The organism is Asticcacaulis sp. P2_B1, assembly GCF_056404915.1.
In genome coordinates this window covers 49203-63351 of record NZ_JBFUDD010000005.1, presented here as the reverse complement: position 1 = coordinate 63351, position 14149 = coordinate 49203, and the positions used below count along the sequence as shown (strand labels likewise).

General features: G+C 60.5%; 10 protein-coding genes. 1 reads left to right on the top strand and 9 read right to left on the bottom strand.

The annotated features are described in order from the left end of the window. The first annotated feature begins 83 nt into the window (after window positions 1-83). Window positions 84-455 (top strand): hypothetical protein, encoded by a 372-nt coding sequence (locus tag AC1DX3_RS13680; protein ID WP_476989864.1) that lies wholly within the window; start codon window positions 84-86, stop codon window positions 453-455. A 55-nt stretch (window positions 456-510) separates the two neighbouring features. Here the strand turns inward: AC1DX3_RS13680 and AC1DX3_RS13675 are convergent, their stop codons facing one another. From AC1DX3_RS13675 to AC1DX3_RS13635, 9 genes are all read right to left on the bottom strand, one after another. Beyond that, entirely contained in the window at window positions 511-858 is a 348-nt protein-coding gene (locus AC1DX3_RS13675) for a hypothetical protein (protein WP_476989863.1), read from the bottom strand. A 197-nt stretch (window positions 859-1055) separates the two neighbouring features. Further along, window positions 1056-3113: a sialate O-acetylesterase gene (locus AC1DX3_RS13670; RefSeq protein WP_476989862.1), complete on the bottom strand. Its 2058-nt coding sequence runs from the start codon at window positions 3111-3113 to the stop codon at window positions 1056-1058. A 94-nt stretch (window positions 3114-3207) separates the two neighbouring features. Continuing rightward, a complete protein-coding gene (locus AC1DX3_RS13665) occupies window positions 3208-4725 on the bottom strand; it encodes a tryptophan halogenase family protein (RefSeq protein ID WP_476989861.1) in 1518 nt (505 codons plus the stop codon). 3 nt (window positions 4726-4728) lie between these two features. Continuing rightward, a complete protein-coding gene (locus AC1DX3_RS13660; RefSeq protein ID WP_476989860.1) occupies window positions 4729-6201 on the bottom strand; it encodes a tryptophan 7-halogenase in 1473 nt (490 codons plus the stop codon). A 4-nt stretch (window positions 6202-6205) separates the two neighbouring features. Then, window positions 6206-7747 carry a tryptophan halogenase family protein gene (locus AC1DX3_RS13655; RefSeq protein WP_476989859.1) on the bottom strand — a complete coding sequence of 514 codons (1542 nt, stop codon included), beginning with the start codon at window positions 7745-7747 and terminating at the stop codon, window positions 6206-6208. 92 nt (window positions 7748-7839) lie between these two features. Then, window positions 7840-8538 carry a DUF6445 family protein gene (locus tag AC1DX3_RS13650; protein ID WP_476989858.1) on the bottom strand — a complete coding sequence of 233 codons (699 nt, stop codon included), beginning with the start codon at window positions 8536-8538 and terminating at the stop codon, window positions 7840-7842. Between the two features lie 70 nt (window positions 8539-8608). Beyond that, on the bottom strand, window positions 8609-9184 hold the full coding sequence (locus AC1DX3_RS13645; RefSeq protein WP_476989857.1) for a CC0125/CC1285 family lipoprotein: 576 nt from the start codon (window positions 9182-9184) through the stop codon (window positions 8609-8611). A 76-nt stretch (window positions 9185-9260) separates the two neighbouring features. Further along, the gene (locus AC1DX3_RS13640) at window positions 9261-12500 is read right to left on the bottom strand and encodes a TonB-dependent receptor (protein ID WP_476989856.1); all 3240 of its coding nucleotides are present in this window, start codon (window positions 12498-12500) and stop codon (window positions 9261-9263) included. A 758-nt stretch (window positions 12501-13258) separates the two neighbouring features. Next, window positions 13259-14149 carry an alpha/beta hydrolase gene (locus AC1DX3_RS13635; protein WP_476989855.1) on the bottom strand — a complete coding sequence of 297 codons (891 nt, stop codon included), beginning with the start codon at window positions 14147-14149 and terminating at the stop codon, window positions 13259-13261.

Genomic DNA, 14149 nt, shown 5'->3' with positions numbered 1-14149 from the left:
CAAGCCGGGGAAAGCGGCCGTCTTGCGTAACGCCGTTTCCGTCTGTAGGTTGACCGAACAACACACTGCCACAGGGGGTTATCATGACCGGCAATCTGTTTTTGCGTACCAGCGTCATCGTGCTGATCATCGGCATGGTCTTCGGCATTTATATGGGCATGCACGAAGACTTCACCTATGCGCCGGCCCATGCGCACCTCAACCTGGCCGGCGGCGTTCTCATGTTCCTGGCGGGCCTGTTTTATAACAGCCGGCCCAATCTGTCGTCGCGCGCCGCCGGCGTGCACTACGGTATCGCGCTTCTGGGGACGATCCTGCTGCCCGCCGGCATCTACGGCTCGATCGCCAAGATGCCGTGGTCCGTCCCTGTGGTCGGCATCGGCTCGGTGCTGACCCTGGTGGCCATGGTCTATTTTGCCGTCATGGTCTTCCTGGGGACCAAAAAGCCGGCTTAAAACGCCTGGGCGGCCGCCCTGGTGGTGATTTCCAATTCGGCGAAACGCTAACGCTTTACGGCATCGCGGCTGCCGCAGCCTTGGTCAGCGCTTCCAGCTCAGCAAAAAGTTCCGGTTCGATGTCGTTGAACGTGAAGCAGGTTTTGCTTTGGGCATGGCGTTTCAACGCGTCGGATACCGGTAAATCGCGCCCTTCTTTTGCGGCTAAAGGCGGCAAATAATAGGAGACGTTCGACCCGGTGAGCCTCACCGATCCGAACCAGGGCGCGTCCTTTGCCTTCATGATATCGACGGTCACATTGAGAGTCAGTTCCCCCAACGCGTCCTTGGCAATTTTCATTTTTGGCGCCGCACGCACCATCAGATCGCGTAGGGTTATATAAAGCGGATAGACGTCAGCCATTTCTCATCGCCCTGTCACAAGGTTTTGCAGGAGGATATAACCAAAATCTCAAGAAATTGTTCTTAGCGCCCCACCAAATAACCGCTGTTGCGTATTCGAGGATCGCCGGCCGCCGCCGGACGCGATTCGAACAGGGCGCGGACAACGGCCAGCGCGTCGACATTACAGTGGCTTACGGGCTTATCGTGCGACGCGACTCACTCGCCCGCCTTTTGGGTGACCAGAGGATAGCTGTCCGTACGAAACGGCGCGGCCGGCAAACCGGCGCCATTGAACAGGGTCGCCAGCGGATTGGACTGCCAGGCGTAGCGCGCGACCAGCGGATGCGCCACCTTGGGCGACGATACAACGACCGTATCGCCGTCAATCTTCGCCTCGGCCCAGGCCCACCGGCCGTCCTCGCCAGCCACCGCAAACTCGCCCAGCGTATCGCCTTTGACCACAAGACCGCCATCCGTATGCCCGAAATGCAGGCGCAGGGCGCCCGGAAGCCGGTCAACCGACGCCAGGGTGGGACCGGACGACACAACCGGCCGTCCGTAAGTACCCGCCAGAGCGCAGGCCGCCAGGCGATCGCCGACCGGCTGCTTGTCCTTCGGATGGATATTGTCGGCTTCGCCCGTGTCGATCGTCACGGCAAGGCAGGTATCGTGGACCGCCGCCACGGTCAGGGACTGGGATTCGCGCAGGTCCGCCCAGCCGTCATCCGTCGGGTCGGCTTGCCGCGCCTGAAAAGCCGGCAGGCCCGCCACGTAAAACGGCAGGTCCGGCTGGCGGAACAGTTTGCGCCAGTCCTCGATCATGACCGGCAGAATTTTGCGGTACTGATAGCCGCGCTCGGAGTTCTGCTCGCCCTGATACCAGATGACGCCGCGCACCGCGAGCGGTGCGATCGGCGCCAGCATACCTTCATAAAGCACGCCCGGCATGACGGGCCAGTTCTCGTAGGCTAAAGGCAGGGGCTGCGGCGGCCGGGCATCGATGCTGAGCTGGCCTTTCCACGCGCCGGCAAGGGCGATTTGGGATCCGTCACCCAGCTTGAGATACAGGTCTTCCGGCTTGCTGAGAAATCCGCCGGCGGGCTTGGTCTTGAGCACCCGGACGGCGATGACGTTGCGGCCGGGCTTCAGAACCGCCGGCGGAATGACATACCGGCGTGGGTTTTCCACCCAGGCACTGCTGCCCACGTCTGCGCCGTTAATATAGACCGTGTCCATGCGTTCGATCGAGCCCAGGGCGATCACCGAAGGTCCGGCGGGAACCGGATCGGGCAGCGTGATCTCCCGGCGGAACCAAACCAGGGCGGGCGCGTCCGGCACGCCCAACTCGGCGAAGCCGCCGGGGATGGTCACCGGTTTCCAGCCCGTGTCGTTAAAGTCGGCTTCCTTCCAGTTCCCTTTAAGGCCGATATCGTAGCGATCATACCAGTGCATGACGAAATTGCCGTATTCGGGTGCGCCGCTATCGGTCAGGCGCTTCAATTCGGCCAGCTCGACATCGAAATCCTTAAGCGGCGCCAAGGATGGCGCGCTCGTCCAGCTTTCGGCCGGGGTACCGCCGACGGCGTCGATGACCAGACCCATCGGCACATGCAGTTCGCCGTGCAGCTTGCGGGCGAAGTAATATCCAACCGCGGATATCTCATCGGCGGTCTCGGGGGACACGACTTTCCACGAACCCTGAATGATATCGGTATGATGATAGGCGGCGTGACCGGATACGGTGAAGTAGCGGATTTCCGGTTCGTTGGCGGTCTTGACCTCGGCGTCTCCATCCCTGGCGAACTTCAGCGGCAGAGCCATGTTGGACTGCCCGCCGCCGATCCAGACGTCGCCGACCAGGATATTTTTGATGTCGATTGTCTGCGATCGGCCGGAAATGTGCATCACCCAGGGGCCGGCTGCGGTCGGCGGCCGCAGCTTCACCTGCCATCGCCCGTCCTTGTCAGCCTCTGCCTGGGCGGAATGTCCGCCGATATCGACCCGGACCGTGTCGCCGGGCTGGGACCAGCCCCAGATCGCATTGGCCTTGTCTCGCTGCAAGACCATGTTGTCGCCGAAGATGGGGCTAACAAACGGCAGGGCCGGCACCTGGGCGGCCGCCCCGGTCGTCGCGTCCGGGGTGCTTTGCGCCTGCGCCTCGCCCCCTGTCATGGAGAGTGCCGCCGAGGCGAGCACCAGCGCGGTCAGCATGGGGCCAAAATTTCGGACAAGTCCCTTCAGCGAAAAAACGCCGTCCTGGTCAGGTAACGCCATAGATTAATCCCTGTTTTTTATGAGACGCGCCGGTGGACACGCATTGTTGTGTTACCGCTATCATAACTTTGTCGGCTTGCGGATAAAATCTTGGTTACGGGTGGGCAGGTAAACCGGCTTTGCGATATTTTGTCAGATATTGCTCATGCGTCGGCATGGTTTGCGCTGCCTTGATCATGGCGACGCGCATCGACTCGACGCTTTGCGTAACCTCGGCTGGCGGGAGATGAGCGACGATGGGATCGACGGCCCTGGGGACGATGTTCTGCCCCAGGAAGACCGCCACCCAACTGGGGCGCGAGAACAGTTCGTCGTCGTGGCGAAAGGCGCGGCCGCCTTCGCGGAACAGGGCGATCTTGTGCCTCAGGCTATCGGGAATGGACATGGTCCGGCAGTAGTCCCAGAAGGGGCTGTCGGTCCGTTCGGTGGCCGAATAGTGCAGGATGATGAAATCGCGGACCTGTTCGAACTCGACCCGCATATGACGATTGTATTCCTCGCGGAAGACGTTCGGCAGGGAGGCATCCGGAAAGAGGGAAATGAAGCGGCTGATGCCCTCCTGGATCAAGTAGATCGATGTCGATTCCAGCGGTTCGAGGAAGCCGGCCGCCAGACCTATGGCGATACAGTTCTTCGACCAGAAGGTCTGGCGATGGCCGGCGGTGAATCGGATGGTCCGGGGCGATGCCAGCAATTCGCCATCCACACCGGCAAGCAGGACGGAGGTCGCCTCATCGTCGGAGATGAAATCGCGGCAGTAGATGTGGCCGTTGCCGGTCCTGGTCTGGGTGGGTATGCGCCATTGCCAGCCTGACGATTTCGCCGTGGCCCGGGTATAAGGCAGCAGCGGTCCGGCATGTTGCGAGGGCACCGCCTGGGCGGAGTTGCACGGCAGCCAGTGACTCCAGTCGGTAAATGGGATGTCCAATGTCTGGCCCAGCAGCAGTGACCTGAAACCGGAGCAGTCGAAAAAGAACTCGCCCGTTACCGCCAGGCCGTTTTCCAGCTTGAGCTCGGCGATATGGCCGGTCTCGGGCGCCTGAACTACCGTCTGGATCTTGCCTTCGATACGGCGGACGCCACGCTTTTCGGCATAGGCGCGCAGGTATTTGGCGTAGAGGCTGGCGTCGAAATGATAGGCGTAGCGGATATGCGAGTTTATGGAGCGCGGGTTGGGATCGGGATGGACGAATTTCCCGTGCCGCGCCGCTACGGCGCACAGACTGTAGTCATCGATGGGATGCGTGTTGCCTGAGGCGCGGCTATGCAGCCAGTATTGATGAAAGTCGAAGCCGTTCATGTCGACGCCATGGCCGCTGAACGGATGGATATAGCGGTCGCCCTTGCGTCCCCAGTCGATAAATTCGATGCCCAGTTTGAAGGTCGCGTTGGTTTCGCGGATAAAATCGGCCTCATCGATGCCGAGCAAGCGATTGAAATTGATGATGTCCGGAATTGTGGCTTCACCGACACCGATGATGCCGATGTCGTCGGACTCGATCAAGGTGATCGACGCATCCTTGGGCGCCAGAAGACTGGATAGCGCAGCCGCCGTCATCCACCCCGCGGATCCGCCACCGACAATTACGATCTCTTTTATGGGCGTGACCATGGATCAGGCACCTTCCCGCGCCAGGAAGTTTTTCAATCCGCTCATATAGGCGTGGTGGCCGGGCATGGTCCGCGCCATGGCGGCGATACCGCCCTGCATGTCCGCCAGGTATCGCTTCACCTCGGTCTCCGGTATCTGGTCCGCCAGGCGATCGCTGCGCCCGGGGCGGCGGCCCATGCCATAGTGCAGGACGATCCAATCCTCGGGCGTAAAGGGCTCCAGATCATAGGACACCAGGACGCCACGGCTCAGGAACTGCGTGATTTTGCGATCCAGCCTGGCGGTGGGCTGGGTCGGCGCCGCTTCCCAATATGACGATCCCGCCACCGGCGTGGTGGCGAACATGGCGCGGTGAAAGAGCTCCGCATGTTCGTGGTCGTTGTCGAATTGGCGATTAAACTCCTGACGTTCCATCGCCATGTCGCCTGACAGGGGGATAAGCGAAAGCAGTCGCTCGATATCGCGCTGAAGTCGCATGATGGGCGCGGGTGTTAGGGGCTCGACAAGCGCCGCAGCCTGGCCGATGGCGACGCAATTGCCGATCCACGCCTGGGCCTGGCGCCCCGGCACGGCGCAAGCGGCGACATCGGGCGTAGCGCCATGGGCCGCAAGGGCCAGGTCCTCGTCGTCGTCCGTGAACACCGTCAACTTCGCCGTCGCGCCCTGCAGCGGCGTAACGGATTGCCAGCCGAAGGGGCGGCCCGTCAGGGTGCGCATGGCCGGCCCCAGCGTGTCGCCAGGTATCCTGCTCATGACGGCGGCCAGCCGCCTCTGCCCCACCTGCCGGGCGCCGAGTCGGCTCAGCAGCGTGGCCTCGGGGCCCGTACAGTCGATGAACAGATCCGCCGCAACACGCTGGCCGTCAGACAGGCGCAACCCGCCTATGCCGCCGGCGCTCAGCTCAATGTCGGCGACGCCGGCACGAACGACATGCACCTGGGCCGCGTCCATGGCCGAAGAAAACACACTGCGATAGGCGGTGACATCGAGGTTATAACCATATTCGGCCCGGCTCAGGGGATGGGCGGGCGCTTCCGGCGGATGCGCGAAGGCGCCACGCTTGGCCGCCGCCGCTGACACCAGATAGGGTTCAAGGTCGTACTGGCCCTGGCGTGTCAGGTACTGGTGAAACGGCACGCCATTGAGAATGGGCAAGGGCAGTTGAAAGCCCTGAAACCACGTTTTCCCCTCACCTCCCCATGTTTCGTAGCGCGTGCCGAGCGAGAAGGCCGTGCCGCTCTGCCTGACCAGGGCGGGTTCGGTGACGCCGGCCGACAGATTGAAGTCGTAGGCCGACGGCGAGGTTACGCTGCCGTAAAAGATGTCCGCCGATGGCGTGTCTTCGATGGCGATAAAGGTGATGCGGTGCGTTGCCGGAAGCTGATGCGACAGCGCCGTGGCCGTCATGTAACCGGCAAGTCCGCCGCCGCAGACGGCAATATGAACGATCGGGGTTGGGTCAAGAGGTGTCGACACGGGGCTACTGCACGCTTGCGATCAGGGGCGCGCGGTCCGATTGCGCACCGACCTGGTTGATGAAATCGGCGTGAAGCGGCGTGCTCTGCACAGCCGCCAGCACGGCCTCACGGAGGCGGCGACTATCGGCGACCAGCGTCGCGTCGGGGATGGTCAGGACGCGCGGGTCGTAGCCGCGAGGTATCAGGTTTTGCCCCAGCAGCACGGCCAGCCAGCTGGGCGGCAGAAAGGTGCCGAACTCGTACTTGATAATATGGCCGCGTGTCATCCAGGCGTCGATTTTCTCCTTGAGGCTGTCGGGCAGGACCAGGTTTTGAAAATGCAGCCACAATTCGCCCTCGTCGCGCTGGTTGGCGACGTAATGCAGGAGCAGGAAATCCCGTACGCGCTCGAAAGCGAGGCCCATGCGATCATTATATTCGTCGGCATCCGAGACATGAAATTCGCGATCCGGGAACAATTGCAGCAGTTCGGTAATCCCCTCCTGGATCAGGTGTATCGACGTCGACTCCAGGGGCTCGAGAAAGCCGGCGGCCAGGCCGATGGCGACAACATTCCGGTTCCAGAATTTGCGGCGCCGGCCCGTGGTAAAATAGAGCTGTCTCGGTTCCGCCAGGGTGGGCCCTTCAAGATTGCCAAGCAACTGGGCGGCAGCCTCATCGTCCGAGATGAAGCTGCTGCAATAGACATGGCCGTTCCCGACACGATGCTGCAACGGGATACGCCACTGCCAGCCGGCCTGACGCGCCGTGGCGCGTGTGAAGGGCGTCAGGGGGCCGCGGGATTCACAGGGAACCGCAATCGCCCGGTTACAGGGCAGCCAGCAACTCCAGTCGTCGTAACCGGTTTCGAGCGCCTGTTCGATCAGCACGCCGCGAAAGCCGGAGCAGTCGACAAAAAGCTCGGCCGCGACCCTGCGGTCTCCGTTCAGGTCCAGATGTTCGACAAAACCCGTTTCCGGATGGCAGGATGTATGACGGACCTTGCCTTCGGTGCGGACGACACCGTTGGCTTCGGCATAGCGCCGCAGGAACTGGGCGTATCGCGACGAATCGAACTGGTACGCCCAGCCGAAGCCCGACTCGGCCGCGCGTGAGTCCTTTGCCGGATACTGGAAGCGGCCCTTTTCCGCCGCCAGGATGGCGTACGACCATTCGTCCAGCCGGGCGGTTTCGCCCAAGGCCCGCAATCTCAGCCATGCCTGGTAGAACGGGATGCCGTTGATGGGCTTCCCGTAGTCGCCGAACGGATGGATATACCGGTCGCCGGGCCGGCCCCAGTCACAGAACTCGATACCCAGCTTGAAGGTCGCTTCGGTCGCCTTCATGAAGGTCGCTTCGTCGATGTTCAGGGTTTCATTGAATTTCCGGATATGCGGCAGCGTGGCTTCGCCGACGCCGATCGTGCCGATTTCATCGGATTCGACCAGCTCGATCCGGATCGGCAGCCCTCGCAGCTTGTGAGAGAGGGCTGCCGCGGTCATCCAACCCGCCGTGCCGCCGCCCAAAATGCAGATTTTTTCTATATGGTTCGCAGGCTGCGACATCCCAAAATCCCAAACTAGCTGCCCAAACAAACTGAAAGCCTTGTAGACCGATTTCGCCGATCATGCCCGGCAACACATTCTTCATCGGCCCGTCAGCCGCTCTCCTTGCCCTTCTGGATAAAGACGTTGGCCGTCAGCCGTCCCGTCCGAGGATCGCCACTGAAATTGAAGTCAGGCGAAAAGTAGCCTGAGTGAAGCAGACATCCCTGGTAGATGACAAGTCGGTTAAAACGCGCTTCGACGTGGAATATCTTTTCGTAGTGCGCGTTCGAGCCCCCTGCGGAGATTGCCGGAGTCGGATCATTTTCCGCAAGTTCCGCCTGGACCAGCCTGCGAAGCTCAGGGGCCGTATCGTGGCCTACCTGTTCGAGATTGCTTGCGACATGGCGGTAGAAGGCTGTGCCGGTGTCGGGGACGTGATGCAGATGAAGCAGGATGGCCAGATGGTTTGGGTCGTCACGGTCGTAATGGGGAACGCGTTGTCGGGGATTCATTTGCTCAGGCGGAGTCGTGGCCAGGGAAAAACTGGCCTCCAGAACTCTGAAATTGTCCGCATCATAATGGCTTTGAATGACAGGACCCGCGGTTTTCAATATGTCCATGACGCAGGATGAAGCCTTGTCGCCAGGGCTGATCTGGTGACGCCTGCCCGGATAGGCCGTCTTGTCTTCTGATGGAAAGGCGGGCAGTGCGGCAGCCGCATCCACGGCGTCCTGTGCATGGCTCAGAAAGTCGTCAATAACGATAAGCTTTGCTTTCGAACGCCCGACTTCATGTACCTCGACTTCCATAGTCCCACCCTACTCTACTCTACTCATCCGCCCTAAGCCAAACCCATAGCCTGCTGGTTCGGCCGGCCGTTTATTTTTCGGGTGCCGCGGGTGCAGAGGAAGTCGCCGGGAAAATTTCCGGCGTGTGATCCAGTCCCGGAAAGGATGCATTATCGCCTGAGCCCAATTCGATCACTAGGATCGTCTGACGCACCTTGCGCGGCTGCCACGTTTCCAGAACGTCGTTGGGCACGGAGGAACCACCGAACGTGCCGGTGTTATTTTGGGAATTCGTGCCCGGCGCACCGGCGATGGGCGCCGAGGTCGTCGAGCCTGCGCCCGAACCCATAAAATTGCCGGCGCGAGCCTGCAGGTCGTCAGCGACGCCAAGCTGCACCATGCGATTGGTAGTCGTGAGCACGGCGAACCAGGCCTGATGTTGTTCGGCGGTCAGATCGGCGGCGCGCTTCAGGGCATATTCGGCGATCTCACGGCTGGACTGCCCGGGCTCGCCCGTGTAGCCGACTGTCCAGAAACCGCCGTCTTCAAGCACGTTGAAATAGCCGGCGTCTCCCGGCTTATCGGCGACCTTATAGGGTTTTGCCTCGGCACTCGAGACGGCTATGACGGCCATAAAGGCCGCTGCGACACATAAAAGCTTTTTCATGGATAACCTCACGGACGAAAAACGCGCGGGTAAAAAGGGGCGGAAAAAACGTCTTCCGCCCCTCACTCAGACCGGTTTAGTACAGGTAACGAATGCCTACCACAATCCGGCGGTCATTCTTGATGGCGAAGCGGGGCAGGGTGTGTCCCGCCGCATCGACCTGCATGACCGCTTTCGTGGTCGTATCAAGCAGGTTTTCAACCGAGGTATGGAACTGGAGGTGCTCGTTCATGTTGTACTTAAACGACGCATCCAGGAAGCCGCCCGCCTGATTGTAGGTCGGGTTACCCGTCATGTAGTCGCCCTTGACGATCAGGTACCGGCTGCGCCACGAATAGGCCAGGCGGGCCTCGAACTGGCCATCCTGATAGATACCGACCAGGTTGGCGAGGTACTTGGACTGACCGAACAAGTCGGTGATGTTATAGCGGCAGGCTTCACCGTTATTCGTACACGACAAATCCGGAGTCGTGCTGGCGTCGATATAGGTGAAGTTGGCCTGTGCGCCGAGGTGCGAGAATATGCCCGGCAGGAAGTCGTAGAACTGCTGATAGGCGAGTTCGATACCGTTCACGTCCACGGTTTTGGAATTGACCTGGCCGCTATAGGTGATCGGTACGTTTTTGCCATCCAGCGTGACACTGCCGATAGTTTCGGAGCCGCCTTGGATGACGTCATGCAGCTTCTTGACAAACGCTCCGGCGGTGACGTTCCCGCTTGGGAAATACCATTCGTAGGAGAGGTCGAAGTTGTCCGAAGTCGTCGGCTTCAGACGGGGGTTACCGCCGCCCGCGCTGATCGCATTCAGGGTGACGTTCTGGAACCCGTCATTACAGTTTTCCGGCAGACCGATGGATACGCAATGGCCAGCCGGCCAAGTTACCGTCGTCGTATTGGCGTTGTAGGTCGTGTAGGCCCGCAGATCCGCAATATTTGCTCGCGTCAGGTTTTGGCTGGCGCCAAAACGGATCAACATGTCGTCGTTCAGGTTCCACTTGATGTTAAACGACGGCAGGAAGTGATCGTCGCTGGTTGAGTAGTTGATCGCCTGCGCAGCTTGAGACAGGTAGGCGGCCGTCTCCGGCAGGAAGTCCTGCGGGCTGTTGTGGGAGCAGGCATAGGTCGTGGTGACCACGCCGTTGGTGTCCGTGCCAGGCGTACAGGCCGATTCCGCGGCAAGGACGCGGACAAGATTGCCCGCTGATGTCAGGTCGGTCTTCGAATAGCGAACGCCGAAATTACCTTCGATCGACTGGCCGTTGGCGAGATCATGCTCGAAGTCGAACTGAACATAGAGGTTGCTCGTCTTTTCTGTGATCTCGGAACGGTTATCCGCCGGGAACATCGGCACACGCGGCGCCCATGGCGCGCCACGGACCACGCCGTCCGCCCCTGAGTTGTCCGCGAAGAACTTGGCCATCTTGCCGTAGTTCAGCAGATAATCCCGGCTGATGTAGACAAACCCGGTGTTGTTGCCCTGGACGAGGCCGCCGCGGAAGAAGTCCTTGTAATCGTCGACCTCGGTCATGCCTGCCGGCAAGGTGCTGAGCGGTGTTGCACCGCCGCCAGCCCACGGCGGCGCCACGCCCGCCCAGTTCTGGTTCGCGGTGTCATTGGTCTGGTTACGTTCGGAATAGCGGGCGCCGAACTTGACGTCCTTGAACCAAGAATTGTCCGCGAAATCGTAGGCGAGGTCGCCGCGGACTGCCATGAGATCGCCACTACCTTTTTGCTCGTTATCGGCGTTGTAGAGCCACCAATAGACGCTTGGATCGGCCGTATTGTCCGAGGCTACGGTCGCTGTCATGCCCGGCTTGACGGCCGTGATCTGGTTGCCACGCGGATCCATATGGAACCTGACGGAACCATGGTCGAGATCGGCGACTTCGTCGACCATGAAATGGGTTTGGCCGCCGGCCCAGAGTTCGGTTTGCGCGGCCGTTGCCTTGGTGTATTGCACGTCGAAGTTTAGGTGCAATTGGCTGCTGAAATTGTGCTTCAGATTGAGGCTCAAGTCCTCGGTCTTCGACCGGTCGATGACGCCGCGGCCCAAGGTATTGATACCATAACCATAGGCACCGCCGTCGCTTCCGGCAGCGTTAATCGTACCGGCAGTCATCAACTGACCGATGGCGATCGGCTGGCTGCAGCCACCCGGGCCTGAAAAGCCGATATTGCAGAGCGCGACAGTGCCGCTGTACGGACGGGTGGTAATGTTGCTAAGCACGGTGTTGTTGGGCGTACCGGAATCCGGCAGGTGTTCAACGGTATGTTCAACCGTGTCGGTGCCGTTCTCGACGTTGATATACTTGATCAAGACGCTGGTGTCGTCGTTCTTCCACTGCCCGGCCAGGTAATAGCTGGTCCGCTCGCGGTCCTGCTCGTTGTGACGCAGTTGGAAGACCGTCTGGGTACCAATGACGTTGCTGACAGGCACGCCGACAAACTTGTCCGGCCCCTGATCTTCTACCGCGCCAACATTGACCTTGGGCACCGGAGCGCCGACTTGCCAATCGTTGATGTTCGACTTGAGCTCGGAATGAGAATAGGCCCCCAAAAGGCCGAATTCGCCCGAACCCGTTTGCCAGCGGTTGCTCGCGATGACGCTATAGGTGGGCGCCCATTTCTTGCGCAGGTCGGCATAGGTGCCATCCACGCTGACAGAAAAGACCGCACCCTTGCGGTCGAACGGAGCCAGCGTGCGCAGGTTGATGGTACCGGCAGCGCCGCCTTCGATCAGCTCCGCCGAGGAGTTCTTATACACATCGACACCGCCGACGAGTTCGGGCGGAATGGAGGACCAATCGAGCGCGCGCCCACCGTTGGCGGTGAACTGATCGCGACCGTTGAATTCGGAACGCACGAAGGAGAGACCGCGAATCAGGTTGCCCGAACCTTCAGCCGAGGGGAAATCGCCGCTGGCGCCGCCGGCGCCGCCGGTGTTGTACTGCGGCAGGGTCGAATAGCGGGACACGGACACGCCGGGAATACGCCCCAGGGCTTCCGCCACGCTGGCATCCGGTAGCGCCGAGACGTCGGACGCCGTGATGGAATCAACGAAGGTGCCGGCCCTGCGCTTGATCTGCGAAGCCGTTTCCAGCGATTTGCGGATGCCGGTGACGACAACGACCGTCTCTTCACCGTTTTGCGCGGCTGCGGCATCGGTGGACGTCGCCGGCGCCGCGTCTTGCGCCAGAGCCGGCGTCCAAAGCATCGCGGCCGCCAGGGCCGAGGAGCCGAGCAGCACCCTGCCTAAGCTGGCGCGGTGTCGCGCCGTACCCTGATTTTGGACATAGCTATCTCGTGAAGTTCTCATGTTTGTCTTCTCCCTGTCCCGTTTTTGGCTTCGTTGGCCCCGGGGAAATTTTGTGTCTCTCGCGAAGGCGCGAGCGATCTGACTAGGTATTTTATTGGCATTGGTCCCAGGCCGGACGCCGTGTTCTTTGAACAGCAGCATGTCCGCGACGCCCCGCGCACTGTGACGGAACGAGGTTATGATAGCGGTCACATTTTTTCAAGTTTAAAGTCCGACAATAACCGGAAAAAATGCGGACGTGGCGCAAATAAAACACTACGCCGTGACATTAGGAAAAGTCATTTTCATATATGGCAGTGCAACATGACGTGCCGGACACGATAGACGCACCGCCCGTGAATTTATTATATTGTTTTTATTTAATATAATGCGAAATCTGGAAAATAAGCGGCATAATATTTCATGCGTGAAATGGAAGCCGCTGTTTTTTTAGTGTTTATAATATCTATTTTCTTTGGTGCAACTTTCGTAGCCTCGCTCATTTGTCTGAGTTTATGGGGGATTTTTGGCTGAATTTTGCGCAGATTTCCTCGACGTATGTGCATACGGCCGGCTTATTGCGATGGTGCGGCGCCCACTATTCCACCACGCTCGGGGCTTCCGATCCTCGGGACAGCGCTGTCATCCCCGACGGAAACAGCCACCGGGATGCTCGTAAAAAAGACGGCATGGTGACCCAAAGACGTCTCACGAGCGAAGGCTCCTGACCATCAGCGGGCCTTACGACGTCGCCAGGGTCGCCAGGGTGGTCAGGGTCGTCAAAAGTTTTTGTGTTCGTAGGCAAGGCGCGTGTCCGCGCAATAGGCGCAGTCGTCGCCCTGGAATTTTGCAGCGGCTGCCAGGTCGCCCTTCAGCCGCCAGTTCAGCCACGCCGTCACGACTTCCGCGCCGACTCCGCCGTGAGGCTCCATATAGGTTCCGCCATGACCGACCGGAATATCAATATAGGCGGCGGGTATCTGCGATATTCGCGCATAGTCGTCGCGGCCGTTGGCATAGGCGATATCGCTGGGGCCACCCATGACGTAGATGACGGAACCGTGCAGGTTGGCCAGCATACTCTTGTCAACCTTCAGGCCGGCAATAGGATTGCCTTCGTTGAACACACCGCTGTTCATGATGACGACGGTGGAAATACGGGGGTCGCTGGCGACGGCGATCGCCTGCAGCCCGCCGCAGCTCCATCCGGAAACCGCAATCTTGCCGGGCGCCAGTCGCTGGTAGTAGGGACTGCCGACGCGGCCGTTCTCGCGGACGGCCCAGTCTATCGCTTCGGTCAGCGCCTCGGGCGCCGTCGGCGCCTTCAACTGCCCGCCTGCCGGCGGCGCGTCGTTTACCTGCGGGTGCGCCGACGGAATCATGCCCGGAGCTATGACCAGATAGCCCTGGGAGGCGATTTCCAACAGGTGATTGCGCGAACTGGTGCCGTCACGGCTGCATCCGCCGTTGCCGAACACATAGACGCCCAGGCTCCCAGCCTTTACATCCGCCATCTTTTCCGGCCTGTAGACCACGTGGTCCGGCAGGGTGGCGTCTTCCTCGAAGACAGCGGGGTACGGCCCCGAGCCGGTTTCCGCCAGAACGCCGCCGGCCATTCCGGTCAGGACCAGTCCCAGAATACATCCAAGTGCGCGCCTCATAGCGACCAT

Coding starts and splice junctions, on each gene's coding strand:
- AC1DX3_RS13680 (WP_476989864.1), top strand. CDS start 84: ATGACCGGCAATCTGTTTTTGCGTACCAGCGTCATCGTGCTGATCATC.
- AC1DX3_RS13675 (WP_476989863.1), bottom strand. CDS start 858: ATGGCTGACGTCTATCCGCTTTATATAACCCTACGCGATCTGATGGTG.
- AC1DX3_RS13670 (WP_476989862.1), bottom strand. CDS start 3,113: ATGGCGTTACCTGACCAGGACGGCGTTTTTTCGCTGAAGGGACTTGTC.
- AC1DX3_RS13665 (WP_476989861.1), bottom strand. CDS start 4,725: ATGGTCACGCCCATAAAAGAGATCGTAATTGTCGGTGGCGGATCCGCG.
- AC1DX3_RS13655 (WP_476989859.1), bottom strand. CDS start 7,747: ATGTCGCAGCCTGCGAACCATATAGAAAAAATCTGCATTTTGGGCGGC.
- AC1DX3_RS13650 (WP_476989858.1), bottom strand. CDS start 8,538: ATGGAAGTCGAGGTACATGAAGTCGGGCGTTCGAAAGCAAAGCTTATC.
- AC1DX3_RS13645 (WP_476989857.1), bottom strand. CDS start 9,184: ATGAAAAAGCTTTTATGTGTCGCAGCGGCCTTTATGGCCGTCATAGCC.
- AC1DX3_RS13640 (WP_476989856.1), bottom strand. CDS start 12,500: ATGAGAACTTCACGAGATAGCTATGTCCAAAATCAGGGTACGGCGCGA.
- AC1DX3_RS13635 (WP_476989855.1), bottom strand. CDS start 14,149: ATGGTCGCTATGAGGCGCGCACTTGGATGTATTCTGGGACTGGTCCTG.